General features: G+C 44.7%; 19 protein-coding genes and 1 pseudogene. 15 read left to right on the forward strand and 5 right to left on the reverse strand.

The window, feature by feature from the left end:
* Positions 1-41 precede the first annotated feature (41 nt).
* From LRL21_RS26500 to LRL21_RS26515, 4 genes are read left to right on the forward strand one after another with little or no spacing between them, the layout of a single operon-like run.
* Positions 42-1,055, forward strand: a complete 1,014-nt coding sequence (locus LRL21_RS26500) for a response regulator transcription factor (protein ID WP_240418785.1) — start codon at positions 42-44, stop codon at positions 1,053-1,055.
* Positions 1,055-1,522, forward strand: coding sequence for a hypothetical protein (locus tag LRL21_RS26505; protein WP_240418786.1), 468 nt, complete (start codon positions 1,055-1,057; stop codon positions 1,520-1,522). Before LRL21_RS26500 ends, LRL21_RS26505 begins: the two co-directional genes overlap by 1 nt.
* Before the next feature lie 50 nt (positions 1,523-1,572).
* Positions 1,573-2,511 carry a sensor histidine kinase gene (locus LRL21_RS26510; RefSeq protein ID WP_240418787.1) on the forward strand — a complete coding sequence of 313 codons (939 nt, stop codon included), beginning with the start codon at positions 1,573-1,575 and terminating at the stop codon, positions 2,509-2,511.
* Between the two features lie 42 nt (positions 2,512-2,553).
* Entirely contained in the window at positions 2,554-2,856 is a 303-nt protein-coding gene (locus LRL21_RS26515) for a sensor histidine kinase (RefSeq protein ID WP_240418788.1), read from the forward strand.
* Positions 2,857-3,340: 484 nt separating this feature from the next.
* Here the strand turns inward: LRL21_RS26515 and LRL21_RS26520 are convergent, their stop codons facing one another.
* From LRL21_RS26520 to LRL21_RS26535, 4 genes are all read right to left on the reverse strand, one after another.
* On the reverse strand, positions 3,341-5,578 hold the full coding sequence (locus tag LRL21_RS26520) for a M56 family metallopeptidase (RefSeq protein ID WP_240418789.1): 2,238 nt from the start codon (positions 5,576-5,578) through the stop codon (positions 3,341-3,343).
* A gap of 35 nt (positions 5,579-5,613) precedes the next feature.
* The gene (locus LRL21_RS26525; protein WP_076228944.1) at positions 5,614-6,012 is read right to left on the reverse strand and encodes a BlaI/MecI/CopY family transcriptional regulator; all 399 of its coding nucleotides are present in this window, start codon (positions 6,010-6,012) and stop codon (positions 5,614-5,616) included.
* A 159-nt stretch (positions 6,013-6,171) separates the two neighbouring features.
* Positions 6,172-7,275: an NAD(P)H-binding protein gene (locus tag LRL21_RS26530; RefSeq protein WP_240418790.1), complete on the reverse strand. Its 1,104-nt coding sequence runs from the start codon at positions 7,273-7,275 to the stop codon at positions 6,172-6,174.
* Between the two features lie 111 nt (positions 7,276-7,386).
* Positions 7,387-8,277 (reverse strand): AraC family transcriptional regulator, encoded by an 891-nt coding sequence (locus LRL21_RS26535; RefSeq protein WP_240418791.1) that lies wholly within the window; start codon positions 8,275-8,277, stop codon positions 7,387-7,389.
* A 223-nt stretch (positions 8,278-8,500) separates the two neighbouring features.
* Between LRL21_RS26535 and LRL21_RS26540 the strand changes: the two genes are divergently transcribed.
* Positions 8,501-8,773 carry a hypothetical protein gene (locus tag LRL21_RS26540; RefSeq protein WP_240418792.1) on the forward strand — a complete coding sequence of 91 codons (273 nt, stop codon included), beginning with the start codon at positions 8,501-8,503 and terminating at the stop codon, positions 8,771-8,773.
* Positions 8,774-9,425: 652 nt separating this feature from the next.
* On the opposite strand, the gene LRL21_RS26545 is transcribed toward LRL21_RS26540, so the two are convergent.
* On the reverse strand, positions 9,426-10,277 hold the full coding sequence (locus LRL21_RS26545) for an aldo/keto reductase (protein WP_240418793.1): 852 nt from the start codon (positions 10,275-10,277) through the stop codon (positions 9,426-9,428).
* A gap of 172 nt (positions 10,278-10,449) precedes the next feature.
* Between LRL21_RS26545 and LRL21_RS26550 the strand changes: the two genes are divergently transcribed.
* The 10 genes and pseudogenes from LRL21_RS26550 to LRL21_RS26595 all read left to right on the forward strand — a co-directional run bounded on the left by LRL21_RS26550 (position 10,450) and on the right by LRL21_RS26595 (position 19,755).
* Positions 10,450-10,965, forward strand: a complete 516-nt coding sequence (locus LRL21_RS26550; RefSeq protein WP_240418794.1) for a MerR family transcriptional regulator — start codon at positions 10,450-10,452, stop codon at positions 10,963-10,965.
* Between the two features lie 354 nt (positions 10,966-11,319).
* A complete protein-coding gene (locus LRL21_RS26555) occupies positions 11,320-12,243 on the forward strand; it encodes an N-acetylneuraminate lyase (protein WP_240418795.1) in 924 nt (307 codons plus the stop codon).
* 117 nt (positions 12,244-12,360) lie between these two features.
* Positions 12,361-12,747 (forward strand): VOC family protein, encoded by a 387-nt coding sequence (locus LRL21_RS26560; protein WP_240418796.1) that lies wholly within the window; start codon positions 12,361-12,363, stop codon positions 12,745-12,747.
* Positions 12,748-13,121: 374 nt separating this feature from the next.
* Entirely contained in the window at positions 13,122-14,276 is a 1,155-nt protein-coding gene (locus LRL21_RS26565) for a mannitol-1-phosphate 5-dehydrogenase (RefSeq protein ID WP_240418797.1), read from the forward strand.
* A gap of 191 nt (positions 14,277-14,467) precedes the next feature.
* Entirely contained in the window at positions 14,468-15,463 is a 996-nt protein-coding gene (locus tag LRL21_RS26570; protein WP_240418798.1) for a sugar-binding transcriptional regulator, read from the forward strand.
* Between the two features lie 33 nt (positions 15,464-15,496).
* Positions 15,497-16,225 carry a glycerophosphodiester phosphodiesterase gene (locus LRL21_RS26575; protein WP_240418799.1) on the forward strand — a complete coding sequence of 243 codons (729 nt, stop codon included), beginning with the start codon at positions 15,497-15,499 and terminating at the stop codon, positions 16,223-16,225.
* Positions 16,226-16,687: 462 nt separating this feature from the next.
* Complete coding sequence (locus tag LRL21_RS26580; protein ID WP_240418800.1) at positions 16,688-17,482, forward strand: DeoR/GlpR family DNA-binding transcription regulator; 795 nt, start codon at positions 16,688-16,690, stop codon at positions 17,480-17,482.
* Between the two features lie 160 nt (positions 17,483-17,642).
* Positions 17,643-18,332: a ribulose-phosphate 3-epimerase gene (gene rpe / locus LRL21_RS26585; RefSeq protein WP_240418801.1), complete on the forward strand. Its 690-nt coding sequence runs from the start codon at positions 17,643-17,645 to the stop codon at positions 18,330-18,332.
* Positions 18,333-18,468: 136 nt separating this feature from the next.
* A pseudogene (locus tag LRL21_RS26590) lies at positions 18,469-18,663 on the forward strand (PfkB family carbohydrate kinase); the annotation flags it as partial.
* Positions 18,664-18,714: 51 nt separating this feature from the next.
* Positions 18,715-19,755 carry an ABC transporter ATP-binding protein gene (locus LRL21_RS26595; protein WP_240418803.1) on the forward strand — a complete coding sequence of 347 codons (1,041 nt, stop codon included), beginning with the start codon at positions 18,715-18,717 and terminating at the stop codon, positions 19,753-19,755.
* Positions 19,756-19,757: the final 2 nt, after the last annotated feature.

Raw genomic sequence — 19,757 nt, forward strand, 5'->3', positions numbered from 1 at the left:
GCATCCAGACTTTGATCCCTGGACACAATGGAGGACGGCACATGAAGCATATTCTGGTTGTAGATGATGAGCCGCTTATACTCAAAGGTCTTGTTGTTATGCTGAAGCAGCATTCGCATACCTTTGATTCCATTCGAACAGCCAGTAACGGTTTGAAAGCACTCCAAATGATTGAGGAATCGATGCCTCAGCTGCTGTTTACGGATATCCGAATGCCCAAGCTGGATGGTCTTGAGCTGTGCAAGCAGGTTCATGAGAAATACCCTTTGATTCAAAAGGTGATCATATCCGGATACAGTGATTTTGAATACGCGCAAGCCTGCATCTCGTATGGGGTTAAGGAGTACGTGCTGAAGCCGTTTATTCCCTCCAAAATTCACAGTCTGCTGGATAAGCTCGTATACGAAAGCAATCATGCTGTCTTTTCCATATCTCGTTATAAGGAATGGATCGAAAAAATTGTTGAAGCGATCTGGTCCTTGCGGATTGAGGAGGTTGAGCTGCATTTGGAGCAGTTAAGGTCATATTGCAGTACGGCCGCGACCTCCGATTCGGATTTCATTCAGCTGTTGAAGGACTGCCTGACGATGCTCAAGAAACGTTTATCCGTCAAAGGCTTTCACCCGCAGGGTGAGGAAATCCCGGACGCTGTCGATAAATTGCAATATTTTGCACGGCTTCAAATACAAATCCTGGAAATGATTGATGAGTTGGCCCTGCAGCGGGGTGGGCAGGATTTGATGCAGAAGGCCAAGTACTATATGGATTCGCATATTACGAAGGACTTGTCGCTTGAGGATGTGGCTGAATATCTCGGGATTACCCCGCCTTATCTAAGCCTGCTGTTCAAAAAGGTGCACAAGGAAAACTTCGTTCAATACCGGATTATGAAACGAATCGAGCTGGCCAAAAAGCTGCTGGAAATTCCGCACTATCGGACTAACGATATTGCCTATGAGGTCGGCTACGAGAATTATCCGCATTTTTCACGCATGTTCAAGAAGGTCACCGGATTGTCGCCCTTGGAATACCGGCATATGATGGGAATCAAATAATGAAGCCAACGCTCGCCAGAAGTATTTTTGCCTATATTGCATCCGTTGTCATCATCACCGCGGCTTCGATCGGATTTTTCTCTTATCATATTTCGTCCAAGAAGCTTAGTGAACAGAATGAGCAGCATCTTAAGGAAATCGTCTCGAATGCGGTCAATCATACCGATTTGTATTTGAAATTGTATGAGCGGGCCCATTTATCTCTGTTCACCAATACGGACGTTAAAAAATTTCTCGATGCGCCTCCACAGGGAGATTACGAGTATTATGAGTTTACGAATAAGCTGAAGGTTAATGTGATTGATCCGCTGTTTATCAAATCTCCTGAGATCATGACGGTATATTTGATCGATTACAACCATAACTGGGTGTATTATGAGAATCCGGCGCTGAAGCCGATTGCCGATCGCTGCCTGAGGTTACACTGGAGGAGCTGGATAAAGAGGCCGATGCGCAGGGAAATCTGACGATTATTAACAATAGCGTATTTGCCGGAAGCAGCAATCAGTTTATTACGTTGGCACGCAAAATCCACGGTGAGGTGTTTAACGAATTCAAAGGGATTTTGGCGATTGAGATCAAATCCAATGAATTTTCAACGCTATGGCGAGGGATCTACCTTGGACCCAACGGGTTCTTTTCCATTGTCGATAATGAGGGACGGATCGTCTATCATCCGGATAAGAAGCAGATCGGCAGCTTTGTCGACAAGCAGCTTCTGAGTAAGCTGGAGTCGAACCCGCTGGAAGCGTTCATCGATACCTCCGGTGGTGAGGAGCGAATGGTGGTCAGTCTGAAGTCTGCATACTCCGGCTGGAATCTGATGGTGTCGTTGCCGACTGCTGATATTAACGAGCCGCTTTCGAGTATTCGGATGTCTTCCATCTGGGTGGGAGGCATTACGCTGCTGATCGCTTTGCTGCTATCGTATCGATTTGGCCGCAATATTACCAAGCCGATCCAGATATTGAAAAAGGGCATGCGCCAAACTGAGCAGGGCAATTGGGTCAAGATCCCGCAGCTTCGAACTCGTAATGAGCTGGATGAGCTGATTGAACGATATAATTTGATGGTTGTGAGCTTATCCGAGCTGATGGATACGTTATACCGGACTGAATTAAGTAAAAAGGACGCCGAGCTGGAGCATCAAAAGGCGCAATTGCAATCCCTGCAGCTGCAAATCAATCCTCATTTTCTGTACAATACTTTTGAAAATATTATTTGCTACGCTGTGATCCAGCAATCCGAAGAAATCACCGAAATTGTCGATGCCATCGCCTCGATGTTTCGTTATTCCGTACAAACCGATATTGAAGAGACGGCTATCGTGAATGAGCTAAAGCATGTGCTCAATTATATGATGATCATGAAGCATCGCATCGGTCGGGAGTTTGAGCTGGATGTGCGGATACCTCCACAGTTCTTTTTGAAGAAAACGGTCAGGCTGACGCTGTAGCCTTTAATTGAAAATATTTTTCAGCATGCCTTTGCGGATGGTTTGGAGGAGCATCATTTTATTCGGCTGGATGCCTGGATTGAGGACGATGATTTGGTGATGGTAGTTGAGGATAACGGAGTGGGCATAGCTCCTGATCGTCTTGCTGTTCTGCAGAGTCAGCTGGATACGAACCAACTGGCTGAATCCAATCTGTCTGGTGGCAAGGGACATGGCGGGATTGGCATGATGAATGTGCATCGCAGAATTCAGCTGGTATTTGGAGAGAAATACGGCTTATGTATGGAGAGTGAGCAGGGTAAGGGTACCCGCTTGTTCATACGTTTTCCTGATTTGGCAACGTGAAGCGTCCAATGCTCTTGTGTAGAGCACTGGACGTTTTTTCATCCCCATAACAAAAATAGCAAAGAACGAATTTAGGACTAGGTACTCGCATAAAATGAACCGAAGTAATTATGAAGTATTATGGAGGTCATGTTAATGAGCTTTCAATATCCAGCAACACAGCATCAGGTTTTATATCAGGCAGACCCGGGCGTAGTACACACATTAAGAACAATTCGTAATCGTATACATCATATTTGCAGTTCTCATGTTAATCGTTCAGTTCGTATTCAGACAATAGACGGTCATGTTTACGAAGGTGTAATTGTAAATTGCGATTCCGCCCATATTTATTTAAGAGTTTCTAATCCCGTAGTACATCGCGCATTTTATGGGCCAAGTGACGCTGCAATCCTTACTTTAGTTCTATTCGAGTTGCTTGTCATAGTTTTGTTGTCATAAAAGGTGCAACACACCTTCATTGGTAAGGTACAGCCTTATATACCTAATTCATTTTGTTAAGGTCTGCAGCCTTTGCGTTTATCAAGTAAGCTACAATTTCATTTTGTTGTGATTCATTTTCCTTAAAATTCACTTGAAAGCACACATCATTTTCGATCCAGAAATAGCTTACAAAATCCGCCTCATTCGCACCACTTAATGGACCGTCGATTTTGTACTTCTCTGTTTTGAGCACTTCCATTCCTGCTACCTCTATGGGGCTTACCTTGACCTCATGTTTTTGCCCGTCTATACGATAGAAGTCAACATATCCGCTGTTTTTGATATCTTGATACGTATGTCCGTTTTTGATTTGCTTGAAAGAAAAACTGTTTACAGTACGATTGTTATTGTCAGTCTTTTGGTATCTAATGCTGAGAAGTCTTGTATTCTTATCCTCATCGTCTATTGGATAGCTGAAATTGACCTTTTTGGTGACAAAAGCATTCGTTGCTTGAAATTGTCCCAATAGCTGCAGCGGAAATTTAGGTGTAAATCCGATTAATTCCGGTGCCTGCTGTAAATCATCTGTATCATAGATTTGAATGTTCAACATATAGTCGCTTGTATAACGTTCGTTCATCTGTTCATCAGGATATTTCATAGAGCCTATCATCGTAAGGAAGTCTTGATTTGAAACGTTCCCGTAAAGCTGGTACTGGATATCCTGGTCCTGCCATATATAGTACAGCTTTTCTCGCTTTCCTGAACCTACTGTTACCTTTAAAACGTCCATATGCTGAATGATCAGGGGTTCTTTCTTTATTTCAAATTCACCTATTTTGAGCTGTTGCTCGGATTGCTCAATTATCGCATATGCGGCTTCCAGTCCGTTTCCACCAAACACTGCGTTTAGTTTAAAATTTCCATAATTTTTGTTTCCTTGACGAGCTTCATAAAACAAAGATGCTTTGGTTAACTTGCTTTCTTCAGGTTGTTTTGAATTCAGATGTACGCTCTCAAATTTGTAGTCCTCAGGCAATATATTTGGGACTTTAAACTTAAAATCAGCAATCCGAGCGGCCTTATCCAAACGGTTATAATCCCGGAAAGGGGAATCAAACAGAATTCGATCTTTCATTGTGGTTTCGGCTGCTGCGAGCGTGTTATCCGTACTGATGGCCAGGAGGGGATTGTGAGAATTCGTTAACGTTACAGCAGCCAGGATCGCCATGCCTATGATCGCAATCGCTGATAGTTTATACGATCCTTTTTTAAAAGACTTGATCATTGTCATCCTCCTTGCAATTTGATTATGGTTGTTCGATTCGTGAAAATATAGCAGGTTCGGCTGATTTCTTTTGGCAGAAAATCGCTTGAGAAATTCAATAATCGTCAACCCATACGGTATAGCCTCTGCTTCTCCCAGCACCTCCAATACGTAAGCATCACAGGCGAGCTCTCTGTCTGCCTTCATCATCCTGATACAAATCCAGACCAAAGGATTCATCCAGTGGATCGCAAGAATCAAGCTTCCGATTGTATTCCAGGCCATATCTTTTCTTCGATAATGGGCTAATTCATGAGACAGGACATGTGAAAGCTGAGAGGGGCTCAATTCCTTGCCGATTGCTTCCGGTAAATAGATCCACGGATGAATCACCCCTGATATATATGGACTTATACCAAAATTTCCTGTGTATACTGGGATCGGTAACGAAATGCCGAATTTCGCTCTGCATTCATCCATTACTTGCATGATCGAAGAGTCTGTGACCAATCGGAGTGTGCTGAATCTTCTTCTCATCTTTACCATGCAATATATCAAGTACGTAAGGATGGTAACTACGCCTATAAGCCATACAGGCGCCAAGATTTTTAAACCGAAGTTATGTGATTGTACAGAAGCAGGTTCAGAATCTTCCATCCTTTGTGTTGATAGAGTTGGCTCCATGTGAACGTAATCCTGACTTAACCTGCTGTTATCATTGGGAAGTAATTCATCTTGTTGGTTGATTCTTGTTCCATTGTTAGATAGATCGATTTGCACAAAAGAAACGATACCGGCAGCAGCCTTACTCAATTCGGTTGCGAACGGCACCATATTAAAAATACTGACGTCGCTGTTTGGGAAAACGGGCAGCAGCAATCGGATCAGTACAATCAACCATAACGCATGTCGAATGCGGGCATTCATATAACGGTGAAATAACTTCTGAATCGAAATCACCAACAAGGCAACAATACTTGCCGCAAAGGTCGCATACACAAACCATACAAAAATGTTATTTACAATATCCATAGGTTTACCTCTTTACATGTACTTGGGCAGCTTCATTATGCCTGTGGCTTGTTATCGGCTTTATCCTGCTTGTCCGTCAAAATCTTCTGCAGCTGCTCGATCTCCTTATCGGACAAATGCGCCTCCTCCAAAAAATTGGTAACCATACTGCCTGCGACACCACCAAAAACTCTTTTTATAAAAGACTGACTTTCCGCCTTAACGCATTCTTTTTCGGAAAATAGGGGGTGATATTTGTAACCTCTTCCTGATTTCTCAAAGCCGATTACTTTCTTTTTCAATAGCCTGTTCACAAAGGTGCGAACAGTTTGCTCGCTCCATTGAATCTCATCGGGCAGCTGAAGCAGGATTTGCTCTGAGGTGATCGGGCTGCTTTTCCAAATGACTTTCATAATTTCCCACTCGGATTCCGATATTTTGGGAATCGTGCTCATAATGGAACCATCCTTTCTGATATTTCATTTACGAATGTAAATATAACCTGTTGAATTTGATATTACAAGCATAAATGAAATTTGTCAACTATTGGAATGTGAAAGAAATGTCTGGATACGACGAAAAAAGAGCCGCAGTAGATGCGACTCTTGGGGGTGTCAAAGGTCATGCTGGAGGATGAGACGAAGCAGATTTTTCCTGAAGGCGTACATCACCCAGATATGTACCTTGGCCTGTGTGAAGCTGTATAGGAACCAAGGCAAGGAGGGCACATAATCGTGAATCGCAACGATACATTCCTGAGTGCCTGGAATTTGCATAAACTCGAGCCTACCGTGGAGTGACTCTTTGGTGTTTACGAACGTGCCGCCGGTAATCTGGTATACAGCATACGCCGATGCGCTACTTGGTGAGGAATAAGTCAGCTCCAGCAGCGGTCTTCGGTCGCATGCAATATAAACACGGCATATCCCGGAGTCATCGATTATGGTTCTCAGCAAGGGCTTGGCGAAGCTCGACAGCCAGGACAAATAATAGGCGGCAGTCCAGGTGGCGTTCTTACCTTCCGGCAACAGGATACGCTGAACAGAACGTACATCGGATTTTACCGTATGCTTCCGCATTATGCGCTCCACCTCGGCTGTTTGCTTGAGCATTTCCTCATAGGTCGTGACATCAAGCCCTCCGATATCCATCGTTTTTCCGAACAGCTCTTCATTGCCAATACTATGCTCTAATGTGTTCATTACTTCGGAGAGCGATGAGCTCTCAGGCTCATCAATCAAACCTGTACGAATCGTCGTAACTGGAATCCCAAAGGATTCAAGGATCTGCTGCACCTCAAGTCGACTGTGCAAGAAGCGGGAAAGTGCGTTCTTCTTCGTATCAGGTGGAACAAGGCCGCTCCAATACACGATTTGCTTCACGCCATTCTTTTGAGCCGCGCGTCCAAAATGCTCAGCGAGAATGACGTTTATATCCTCAAATTTGGCCTGTGTCAGCCTGGCGGTCGACAGCATGGAAGGAATTAAATATACGGCGTAATCCGTACCCTCAAGACCCTTCTCCACATCATCTATAGAGAAAAAATCGCAGGCTCGCCACTCTGCGTGCTCCCTATGCTCTCGTTTATCGACATATCTGGATAATGCGATAACCTCGGCTTGTCCTGACAATTGCTTGAGCAGGCTATATCCTATATATTCGTCCACTCCCGTTAAAGCGATCGTTGGACGTTGATGATTTTCGTTATTTTTCATCATGCATAATGCCCCCTTGTAGATGCTTAGTGCTAGACCACTGATTCCCGTGACCCGATAGTCATCTACACGACGATCAGCAATCCGACGGCTGTGCCAGCGGCATCAGCATCATCACTTTTGAGGGAGCAGCCGTTTCTGGTGCTGGCTGTCACGGTAATCTCTGGCGCCCATACCCTTTATTTTGTGGAAAATACGGCAGAAGCTCGGATACGAGCCGAAGCCCGCTTCCACCCATACCTCTGCGATCGGCATATCTGAGGAAAGCAGCAGACTGCAGGCATGTCGAACACGCAGCTCATGGAGGAAATCGACAAAGTGGATACCGTACTGTTTATGAAACAAATCGCTAAGGTAAGCTGGAGTGATGTGAAAATGCCGGGCTACCTGTGCAAGCGACAACGGCTCCATGTACTGCTGATACATATATTGAACGATGGCTGTCACGAGCTTGGCTTTTGCAGATATGCTGGAGAGAGGGGCAGCCTGATCATCTGCTGATGGTATTGAGCGATAACGAAGGAACAGTGCCAGCGCTTCAAGCAGCTTTCCTTTCAAAACCAGATGCTTATAGGGGGTATCCGCTTCAAATTCACTCAGCGCCTCATCAAGTAGACGACATATGCGGGTCCGGTCGCTTTCAGGAACCATTACAAACGAGCGAGAACTATCCTCCTGAACGGTAAGCAGATGCGCCAGACCAAGCTCGGCTTCCTTTCCTTCCGTCAGCAGGTCAATAGGAAAATTGCAGGTATACAGGGTGAGTGATTCACCAGGAGTAGATCGAAAGCTGTGTATGTGAAAAGGAAGCAGCAGGACAAAGGTTCCGGGAATCATCGCATGCTCGCTTCCATTAATGATTTCCTGACCGCTGCCTGCGGCAACGTAAGAAAGCTCAATAAAGTCGTGTCTATGCGGAGCCACCGCTTGATACGATTTTTTTTTCATGTAAAAGGGAAATAGAGTCTCACGATTCGGATATTCGAACAGGTAGTCGGGATACATGGAGCTGCCTCCTTTACTCGTAATCTCATTATAAAACAAATTCCCGGTTAAAAATATGAGAGGTTAATAATAGGCGAGTTGATGACCAAGTCAGCAAAATGTTTGACAGACCTTACAGTTACATACAAAATAAATATATCTAAAGTTAGTAAGGTTTACTTTCTGTCGATTCAATTGGTAGTTCACTAAACAGGGATATGAGATAGAGAAGGAATGAATACATATGAAATCAGAAACGGTATGGGGAATATTTGTTGCTAGTGATAGTAGTAGATTTCCTAATTTTTTTCCGATCGGGCTGTATACTACTCAAGAAAAAGCTCTTACTGCATTGAATTCTTTACCAAGGGATACAAATTACCAGCTACTTAAATTACCTCTCAATAAAAACTTTGCATATTACCATAAAAAAAGCGGCAATCTTGTAGGGATGGATGATATCTGTCACGAGCATTTTCATTACAAGGATGCTAATAACAATGAAGGTATGGTTTAGTCGATATGAAGTTTCCCTTAACGAATCAATAAGCATAACTGGCACAATTAACAAAGTCGAAACTACAACGGAGTGCACTAAAATTATTGTACAATGCTCAGATAGTGATGAATTAGAGATATGGAGCATGCTTCAGTTAAAACTTGAACAAATTGAATTTTTACGTGCCTAAAATTGAATTCAAGTAAATAGGGCGCATTCCCAATAGATGTTATTTTTCAAATACCCGGTCAATTTTACTAAAAGGTAGTGATAATATAAATGCCTCGAGAACAAGAGCTTATACATCCCTATTTTATTATTTATTGCTAGACATACGAAGTGCATCCTATGCCCGGATCAGATGGTCGAATCTTAAATCATGGGTACAAGCTAAAAAGGATATGGCTGAGATCAATATTATCGCAGATGTATTTCACAATCTACCTGATTTATTGGTAAACAGACCTAATGATTTTGATGAAATATGGTTCTGGAATTATATCAGTAAGAGACTTCCTTCTAGATATGAGTTTTACCATAAAGAGTTCATCCAAAAGATAGATGAAGATGGAGAATCCCCAGCTGACTTTACCAGATGGGGGCTATTTGACGCTTACGCATATGTGCATATGAGGATGAATCATCGATGATTTTGGGGTTCTATCAATGGTTACAGATCGACTCTCAAGGTGCCCAACGCCTTGGCGACTTCCGGGTCGTTGAGCGATAAGAAAAGACTTTCCCCCGAATCGAGGGTGGAAATCGATGCGATATCTTCCGTGCTCAACTCAAAATTGAAAATATCGAAGTTCTCGATGAGCCGCTCTTTGCGCACTGATTTGGGAATAACAACGACGTCGCGCTGAACAAGCCAGCGCAGCACAACCTGGGCGACGGATTTGTTGTGTTTTTCTGCAATTGAAGTCAGCACTTCGTTGTCGAACAAGTTGTTACGTCCTTCGGCGAACGGTGCCCATGACTGGTGTTGCACCCCCTGGTCTTTCATGAAAGCAGCGCTCACGATCTGCTGTTGAAACGGATGCGTTTCGATCTGATTGACAACGGGCACGACTTCATTATGAACGATGAGATCCATCAGACGGTCAGGCAGGAAGTTGCTGACGCCGATCGCCTTGATCCTGCCTTCGCGGTACAGTTCTTCCATCGCACGCCACGCGCCGTAGTAATCGCCGAACGGCATGTGAATCAGGTACAGATCAAGATAATCGAGCTGCAGCTTCTTCAAAGATTTGGCAAATGCCAGCTTGGCACTTTCGTAGCCGGCATCCTGAATCCAGAGCTTGGTCGTGATGAATAGATCTTCCCGAGGTACGCCGCTTCGCTTGATTGCGCGTCCAACCGCTTCTTCGTTCAGGTAACCGGCGGCGGTATCGATCAGGCGATATCCAGCCTTCAGCGCTTCAAATACAGTGTTCTCGCATTCTTCAGCATCGGGAACTTGGTAGACACCGAAGCCGATGATCGGCATTTTCACTCCATTGTTCAAGGTTACGGTTTGCATATGAATTCCTCCCATTGTTCAAATGTAAATCTGCAAACGGTCGCGTTTCCCAGAAATCGGGCACCGCAGCGGGGATTCCGCTTCCGGCCGATTTGCGTTACAATAATCCTATCGCCTTCGTGTAACACGAAGTCAAGCCGTCTTCAATATTTTTTTCCAAGGAGGATTGCACATGTATACGGTCCAAGATGCCGCTCAGATAACAGGACTTACCGAGCACGCCGTACGCTTTTACACGGATAAGGGCCTGGTGCCAAGCGTACAACGAAATAAAAACAACATTCGGCTGTTCGACGAAGAATCGATCAATTGGCTGTATGGTGTCAAATGCCTCAAGCAGACTGGGCTGCCGATTGAAAACATCAAAACGTATGTCGACCTCTGCCTCGAAGGTGATTCCACCGTTCCACAGCGCTTCGCACTTATGATGGAGTATAGGGAAGCGGCACTGGTTCAGCTCGAAGAAGCCAAGGCCCGCGTTGCCCATTTGGAAGAAAAAGCCCGCCAATATCAGGACATTCTGGTCGGGAACATCCCGGACATGACCAATCCCGGCAAATGGGAAACAAATCGGGAGGAAACGGACAATTGTCCGGCATCCAGGTTAAAAAATCCCAGTATTCCCGAAACCGGAACTTCGGTCCAATGCCCAGCAGCCGCTTTACAGAAGCCGATCGAAGCATTTTAGAATACTTGACACCAAAAAATAACCGAGCAACTTCGCGATTTATCGCTTCGTTTGTTCGGTTATTAATTTTGGGTGCAGTGGTCGATAAAAAGCCCACCTCTTCTGGTACACAGTTTCGTATGCAACAAGGCTGAGTAGTTCTGCTGCATTCCAAAAATAAATTCACTGTACATAACTCGGATTACTCGGATTATATTGGCCGTGAACGAATAAGCAAAGCTGAAAAAATGAAAACATACTATCGAAAAAATCGAATTCTTAAAAATATGAGAGGTTTATTAGAAAATATGAACACCTTGGAGGTCCCACGTCCTGTACGCTAATACCTAAGATAACGAGAGGAGCAATAACAAAATGGCGAACAGCAAACGGTTTCACGGGATTTTTACAGCGTTGGTTACCCCTATGCATGAGAACGGAGGTATTGACCTCCCCTCATTGGAACAATTGGTACAGCATCAAATCACACATGGCATTCACGGGTTTTATGTTGGAGGCAGCACTGGAGAAGGCTTCCTGATGACGCGGGAAGAGCGTAAGCAGGTACTAGAAACGGTCATTCAGGCGTCTGGCGGCAGGGCGCGTGTTGTTTCACACATCGGCAGTATGAGTACGATGGAGTCCGTTGAGCTTGCCCAGCATGCGGAAGCGGCGGGAGCAGAAGCAATCTCTGCGGTTGTGCCCTTTTACTATAAAGTAGGAGTCAGAGAAATTAAGAAGCACTATGAAACGATTATGGCGGCCACGAAGCTGCCAATGATTATTTACCATTTCCCCGGTGCCACAGGCGTTCAACTCTCACTTGATTTCTACGAAGAGATGGCGAAAAATCCGCAAATCATCGGAGTGAAGTTCACCTCGCTGAACCTGTTCGAAATGGAACAGATTCGTTCCAGGTGTGGGGACGATTTCCTGATCTGGAACGGTCATGACGAGGTTTTCGCAGGGGGGGCCTTAATCGCAGCGGATGGTGCTGTGGGCAGTACGATGAACATGATGCCCAGTCTGTATACGGACATGTATACGTCCATACAGGGTGGACTATGGGAGGAAGTCCGCTCCCTGCAAAGTAAAGCCAACGCTATTATCTCGCATCTGATGAATTTTGACGTGATACCCTACGAAAAATATGTATTATACCAGCAGGGGGTTATCAGCACACCTACAGCCAGACAGCCATTAAGACAATTTACATCGGAGGAAAACGAGCAAATCCATCGCTTTCTGCAGAGCAATGAAATATTGAGCCGTCACAGTAAAGTGAACAACCCTTCCTGATGAACCTAAGTCTAAGTTCTGGTCCGAATCACCGCAATCGATAAGAAATTCTCCCTCTTCAGTCATGCTATAATGGCAATGAACATACCCAATAACTGGTTGGAAGGATGATGGAGGATGGCAACACTTATACCATTCCTATTTTCGGAGGATTCCAGAACGCAAGCGGAGTTCTATATTGGAGCGCTTGGCGGGGAGATCCAGTCCGTTATGACGCATGGTCAGGCACCAGAGCCGAATGAGGCGATCAAAGACAAAGTCATGCACTTGTGTCTGCTTGCCGGAGGAATCAACTTTTTCATGGCCGATTCCATCGGTCCACTTACGCAGGGGAACGGCATCAGTCTGAATTTGAACTTCGAATCCGGAGCCGAAGGCCGGGAAGCGTTCGATAACCTCGCGGCAGGCGGCACAGTGAAACATCCGCTCGAGCCGGTATTCTGGGGTGGCATGTACGGGCAAGTGGAAGATAAATATGGCGTTAATTGGATGATCAGCTGCTAAGCTGAAGAAGGCTAATCCTGACCGGAACGAGGCTTCCGATAGGGCCATACCATCGAAGAATAGGGCTGATGCAGTCCTATTTTTTTTGTTTTTAGCAAAAAGTGCAATAACTGTAAAATTGTACGATTACCAACCAATGAAGAAGAAGGGCCGTGATCTTTTATCATATCAACCAAGGAGCTTTACCAATGAGAGGTTTTGGAAAGCATGGACAGCAAGATTAATCATTATACAACGGTCTCCAGCAGCTTCCAATTCGGTATTGCGGCAATTCGTTTGTGTGTGATACAATGAATTCAACTTGGTCAAATGCTATATTTTGGACATTTGCTCAAAATATGAATCGTGTTGGGAAGTGGTAATGGAGTGTGATCATGAGAGCCGTACATTTTGGTGCAGGCAATATTGGCAGAGGATTTATCGGACTGCTGCTTTCCCGTTCAGGTTATACGATCTGTTTTGTGGATGTGAATGATAAGGTAGTATCACTGCTTCGTCAAAGAGGGAGCTATACGGTTTCATTGGCAACCGAGTCTCACGATAGCATGGAGGTCAATGGTGTATCAGCGATTAATGGTAATGAGGTTGCACAGGTTATCCAGCAAATCGCCAGCGCCGATCTGATAACTACAGCGGTAGGGGTGAATTTGCTTGGATCGATTGCCGATGTCATTGCGCGAGGCATAGAACAAAGGATTAAGAACAGCTTGTCAGGTCCACTTCAGGTCATAGCCTGTGAGAATGCAATCCATGCAAGCTCTTTATTGAAGAAGCAGGTGTATGAACGGTTAAGCCGTGAAGCATGCAGCAGGGCGGATGAAGCTGTATTTTTTACTAATACGGCTGTGGATCGGATCGTGCCCATTCAAAGTCATGATGATCCGTTGGAGGTAACCGTCGAGCCCTTTTATGAGTGGCTGATCGATCGTAAAGGCATGCCGCCGGGAGCTGTCCAGATACAGGGGGCGGGTTATGTTGATCAGTTGGAGAGCTACATCGAGCGCAAGCTTTTTACCGTCAATACCGGACATTGCTGTGCCGCTTATTTGGGCTATCTGAACGGTTATGCAACGATCCATGAAACGATGGCTGATCCGGCTATCTCTATTCAAGTCAGGCAGGTGCTGGAGGAAACGGGCTCCTTGCTGGTTAAGAAGCATGGTCTGAATCTGCAAGAGCATACACAATATATCCAAAAAATTATGAGCCGTTTTGGCAATGCTTATTTATCTGATGGGGTTGTCCGTGTGGGTCGCTCACCGATCCGTAAGCTTTCCCCGAATGACCGATTGGTTCGCCCCGCGCTTCAAGCCTTTCAATTGGGGATAGAGCCTTATCATTTATCAAGGGTCATCGCGACGGCACTGCTGTTTGATTACAGTTCAGACGAGGAAGCTGTACAAATCCAAGCGAAAATTAAGGCTGTAGGGATTCATCAAGCTGCTGCCCATTTTACCGGAATACCGATTGGACATCCTGTCCACGACCTGATTATACTTCACTATGAAACATTGACACAGCCGATATAAAATGCGAAATCATATACCTTCTATGTGGTTAACACAAGGTTGTAATCGTTGTGCTGACATGATAAAATGATCGTATATTTGAGCATTTGTGCAATTATGGACGTATGATTAGGTTGATTTGGAGATCAAGGATATTCGAAAGGCATTCTGGGAATGGGAGGCGGTGCAATCGGACAATAATTATCCTATAGTTGGATATTTTGTTGAAGGATTGGGCCAATTTGAATCATATGAGCGGAAATAGTAAAAATGAGCATTTGTCAAAAGAGAGCTTTCTGGAGAGGGTAGCACGGATGTACTACGTCCTTGGCATGAGCCAGCAGGAAATCTCTGTGCAGCTAAATATCGGAAGATCTTCGGTTTCCAGATTCTTAAATGAGGCGAGGGAAAGAGGGATTGTACAAATCCAAATTCGTTCCGACCTAGACAGCTGTCGGCATGAGCCCTTGGAACGCAAACTTACCAAGCTGTACGGCTTGAAGGACTGCGTAGTGTTTCGGGGCGATCAAGGAGCAAACCCTTTTGAGGCCATGGCGACTCAATATCTGGATTCCGTACTGCCCTCACACGGGGCCATTGGGCTTGGGTGGGGGAAGACGCTGAACGCAATCGGCACCCAGCTGCATCTGTGCGATTCGCGTCCGGGGCTGAAGGTTTATCAGCTGATAGGCGGTTTTGGTGCCAAGGAAGATCAGATTCCTGCCTCCTCGATCATTCAGATGTGGGCTCAAGCGCTTCGGGGCAAAGCTCATTTGTTTCCAGCACCTGCGATTGCCGGCAGCGCTGAAAGCAAGGAAAGCTTTATGAAGGACCCGAGCATACAGGAGATCATGCTGGAAATCCGCAAAATGGAAACGATTGTGTTCAGTATTGGCCACGCTGGTGAAGATTCCACCTTATTGGCGTTAAATCTGGTATCCGGTTTAACCTATGAGGAGTTAAGTGGAGCCTCTGTAGGAGAGATTCTGTTTCATTGCTATGACAAGCAGGGCAAGTTCTCCCTTCCACGCATCAGCGAAAGGGTCGTAGGCACCTCGACGGAAGATTTGATGAATATCGAGTTGCGTATTTGTGTGGCGCAAGGCGCGCACAAGGTGCAAGCTATAAGCGGTGCTTTGCAAGGAAAGCTGCTGAATGTGCTGATTACAACGGAAGAAACGGCATTGCAGGTACTTGAACTCAAATAAATCCAATAAATTGATATTTAAGGAGATATTATTGTGAAAATTAAAGGTGTTGCTCACCGGGGCTATCCGGTCAAATATCCGGAAAATACACTATCCTCCTTTCAAGCTGCTGTTGATTTGTCTTTTACGCATCTGGAGCTTGATGTTCATTTGAGTAAAGACGGTATTCCAGTCCTTATGCATGATTATTCGATTGAGCGGATGACGGATGGTAAGGGCTTTATCCGTGATTATACCTTGGATGAGCTTAAGTATTTCCGCGTTAAGGAAGTAGAAACGATCCCGACCTTAGAAGAAGCATTGAACCTGCTTAAGGGTAAAATATCGATATTGGTAGAAGTGAAGCAATGTGGCGAATTTTATTCCGGAGTGGAAGAAAAGACACTGGAGATTATACGCAAAACGGACACATTGGACCAGTGCAGAATCATTGGTTTCGACCATTTTTCAATTGCCAAGACAAGACAGCTGGATAAAGATATTAGATTGGGCATTATCGCTAGTGGCAGTATGCCTTACGTGTTTCCGTTTATGGAAGAAGTCGACTGTGACTTTTTGGGTGTACAGCTTCGCTTCATGACACCGCAATATTCACAAATGATGCAAGAGCGGGGCATTATTTCCGGGCCTTGGCCCGTCGATACGTTAGCTGATATGGAGCTTATCGCTGCCAAATACCCAACGGATCTGATCACGACAAATGAACTGGAGCGTTGGGCCGAATTTTATCGCAACCATCCCGAGCTGCATGTAGGTGTATAGCACTTTATTCTACTTTATTTTCACATAATAGAAAAAACGGAACAACAAGCTTCTGCTTGCGGTTCCGTTTTTTTGTGTAAGTCAGGAATGAATCAGGTTCCTGTTACAAGAGCATCTTTGTAAAAGATGTTGGCGTGGCGTCAGCAGACCGTTCTTCATATCGATATTGACGGTTGTCCGGTCCGCTCCCACTACCGGGGCGTACTTGGTAATGGACGAGTCCGTATTGACCATTTTCATTTTACTTCAAACCACAAAAGATGCCCAATCAATTGTTTTCATGTGGACATATGTCCAAATTTACTAAACATTAATTTATTTCAATTGTTGCGGCATTGCCCTTCATTCAAAGATGAAGTAAAATGATTAACAATGGAGTCTGTAAAACGGACATAAAAACTCACAAAATAAAGATTCTTTGATGGGATATCACAATAATAAGCATAGGGTAAGGTGGTAAATGTGGAAAACAATACATCCAGGAGAGTGGAGACCTTAGCGGGTAATGATCGAAAAAAAGAAATTGTGAATCTGCTGGAAGAATTGGGTGTAGTCCGCGTATCTGATATGAGCAAAAGATTCGGGGTTACGGAGGAAACGATTCGCCGTGATCTGGAACGGCTTGAGAATGAAGGCTCACTGCTTCGTACACATGGCGGCGCTGTGCTTAACCGTAAAGAAGGCCCGGAGCTCCCTGTACTGCAGCGGGAATTGGTGCAAGCGGAAGAAAAAAGGGCCATAGGCGAGTACGCGGCCTCCTTGGTTAAGGACGGGGATGTGATAGCCCTTGATGCCAGTACGACCTGCCTGCAAATGGCCAGATACTTTCCAAACAAAGAGGTTACGGTTATCACCTACTCCATTCCCATAGCTTACGAGCTGATCAAAAAAACAAATATCCAAATATTTTTGATTGGTGGTTATCTGGATAGGCATTCGTTAGGCAATACCGGTACTCCAGCCGAGAAAATGCTGGATGGCTACCATGTGGACAAGTTCTTTTTCTCTTGCCAGGGCTTTGATTTGCAAAGAGGGATCAGCGAGCCCTATGAAGCACATGTACAATTAAAAAAAAGCATCGCCTCCATTTCGGACCAGCTGATTTTATTGGCAGACAGCAGTAAGTTTCAAAGAAAATCCTTAGTCCGATTAATAGGGCTGGAGGAAGTAAGCATGCTTGTCACCGACAATCATATGCCAGTTGAAGCCTTACAAGAAATGGATTCAAGTGACATCAATGTCGTAGTAGTCAGCTAAGCATCGCCTCCTTCATATAATTCTGTATTAAAAAGAAATCAATCTGTGATTGGTTTCTTTTTTGGTAATAATTATGTTGAAAACAAATAATATATAGTATATAATCTTCCTATTGAGTTGATTTCGAAGAATGATTTGTTGAAATGAATAATTATGTGCTTTGAAACAGACAAATGGGGTGTGGACGATGGCGATGATAGGACCCTCATTAATGTGTGCAGATTTGGGGCGTTTAATAGAATCTGTGCAAATTTTGAATCAGGGAAATGTTGATTTTTTTCATTTTGATATTATGGATGGAAGCTTTGTTCCTAATTTTAGCATGGGACCCGATATGCTGAAGACACTGCGTCCGCATACAAGCAAACCGTTTGATGTGCATCTGATGGTTGAGGAACCGGAACGATTTATAGACATGTTTGCAGATGCGGGGGCCAATATGATATCAGTCCATGCAGAGTCCAAAATCCATTTGCAAAGAGTGCTTCAATCCATTCGGGATCGAAACATTCAAGCAGGCATAGCCCTTAACCCGTCAACTCCCCTCTGTATTTTGGATTATGTGATGGATACTGTAGATTATGTTTGTTTAATGACCGTTAATCCGGGATTTGCAGGCCAGAAATTTATTCCAAGCACGCTCGGGAAAATCGCAGATTTGAGACAAAAAATTAATGCCTCCAGTATGGATATATCGATTCAGGTTGATGGAAATATCAGCTTGGCTGCGATTCCTCAGGTTATGGAAAAGGGGGCTGACATGCTCGTATGCGGAACATCAAGTTTATTCATGCAGGGCGTGAGATTGGAGCAAGCGGTTGCAGATTTGAGGGAGTATTGCCATAAATAGCCGTTCAGTTCTATAGGGAAAGGAAGTGTGAGGTGACGATTACTGTAGTGGGGAGCATCAATATGGATATTGTAGCTCTAACCGATCATTATCCTGGTCATGGAGATACATTATTCGGAAATGAAATCCCGTTGATACCGTGGTAGCGGGAGATGCGTTTGCAGGTGCGTTGGCTTGTGCGATTGCTGACGGTGAAGCCTTGGGTAGCGCTGCGAGGTTTGCAACGATTGTAAGCGCTTTAAAGATAACGAAATTAGACGCTCAGGACGGTATTCCAACGATGGACGAAGTCAATGAATTTTGCGCTTCAAGAAATCTGCGACAACGATAACGTAGAAAAGTAATGACGTTTAAAATTTTACTCATATAAGGAGGGGTCCAATTGGCATCTATAGAGTTTGTAAAGGTTACGAAATCATTTGATAAGCACGATGTTATTAAAGACCTGGACTTGAAAATTGAAGATGGCAAATTTACCGTTCTGGTAGGTCCGTCAGGCTGCGGGAAAACGACACTTCTAAGAATGATTGCCGGTATTGACCCCCAGACATCCGGATCGGTGCTTATTAATGGCAAGGACGTAACGAAGATTGCACCTGGTCAAAGAGGAGTTGCTATGGTGTTCCAAAACTATGCGATCTACCCTACGATGTCGGTGAGGGAGAACATTGAATTCGGCTTGAAAAATAACAAGGTGCCCAAAGAAGAGCGGACCCGTTTGGTGGAATCGATCAGCGCTACGGTGGGGTTGTCCGAATATCTGGATCGTAAGCCGTCGACATTATCTGGCGGTCAACGTCAGCGTGTCGCGCTGGCCCGGGCTATGGTCAAGCAGCCATCGGTATTCCTGATGGATGAGCCATTGTCCAATCTGGACGCCAAACTCAGGGTGCAGATGCGCATTGAGCTTATCGAGCTGCATAAGAAGCTTGGCACTACATTTGTGTATGTGACTCATGATCAGGTAGAAGCGATGTCTATGGCCGATACGATCGTCTTGATGAATAAAGGGCTTATTCAGCAGGAAGCACCGCCGGATATTATGTATCGTAAGCCGGGCAACAGGTTTGCTGCGGAGTTCATCGGAGTTCCACCGATGAATATTGATGATTTGGGTGTTGATGGAATCAAATACGGATTTCGCCCGGAAAGTGCTGTTTTGTCTAAACAACCTGGGGGACTGCACTTTTCGATCCGTGGAGTCATTGCCACCAGGGAAATGCTCGGATCTGAAACGGTTTATCAAGTAAAATATCAAAACAGCTCTTATATGATTAAATGCATTGAGGATCATTTCACCGTGGACCAAGAGGTATATCTGGAAGTGGCAGCCAACAAAATATTTTTCTTTGGGGCAGATGGAAACCGTATTGGCGAGGAAGATGGACGCTTTCATGAATACATAGAAGCATTGAGAGGTTAATC

Origin of the sequence: Paenibacillus periandrae, assembly GCF_022458865.1 — a bacterium.
GTDB lineage: Bacteria > Bacillota > Bacilli > Paenibacillales > NBRC-103111 > Paenibacillus_S > Paenibacillus_S periandrae.

What these genes read in the sequence shown, in the direction of transcription:
- LRL21_RS26555 (WP_240418795.1), top strand. Translation starts at nt 11,320, where the DNA reads ATGGCGAACAGCAAACGGTTTCACGGGATTTTTACAGCGTTGGTTACC.
- LRL21_RS26500 (WP_240418785.1), top strand. Translation starts at nt 42, where the DNA reads ATGAAGCATATTCTGGTTGTAGATGATGAGCCGCTTATACTCAAAGGT.
- LRL21_RS26525 (WP_076228944.1), bottom strand. Translation starts at nt 6,012, where the DNA reads ATGAGCACGATTCCCAAAATATCGGAATCCGAGTGGGAAATTATGAAA.
- LRL21_RS26560 (WP_240418796.1), top strand. Translation starts at nt 12,361, where the DNA reads ATGGCAACACTTATACCATTCCTATTTTCGGAGGATTCCAGAACGCAA.
- LRL21_RS26530 (WP_240418790.1), bottom strand. Translation starts at nt 7,275, where the DNA reads ATGATGAAAAATAACGAAAATCATCAACGTCCAACGATCGCTTTAACG.
- LRL21_RS26550 (WP_240418794.1), top strand. Translation starts at nt 10,450, where the DNA reads ATGTATACGGTCCAAGATGCCGCTCAGATAACAGGACTTACCGAGCAC.
- LRL21_RS26545 (WP_240418793.1), bottom strand. Translation starts at nt 10,277, where the DNA reads ATGCAAACCGTAACCTTGAACAATGGAGTGAAAATGCCGATCATCGGC.
- LRL21_RS26535 (WP_240418791.1), bottom strand. Translation starts at nt 8,277, where the DNA reads ATGTATCCCGACTACCTGTTCGAATATCCGAATCGTGAGACTCTATTT.
- LRL21_RS26505 (WP_240418786.1), top strand. Translation starts at nt 1,055, where the DNA reads ATGAAGCCAACGCTCGCCAGAAGTATTTTTGCCTATATTGCATCCGTT.
- LRL21_RS26540 (WP_240418792.1), top strand. Translation starts at nt 8,501, where the DNA reads ATGAAATCAGAAACGGTATGGGGAATATTTGTTGCTAGTGATAGTAGT.
- LRL21_RS26565 (WP_240418797.1), top strand. Translation starts at nt 13,122, where the DNA reads ATGAGAGCCGTACATTTTGGTGCAGGCAATATTGGCAGAGGATTTATC.
- LRL21_RS26520 (WP_240418789.1), bottom strand. Translation starts at nt 5,578, where the DNA reads ATGGATATTGTAAATAACATTTTTGTATGGTTTGTGTATGCGACCTTT.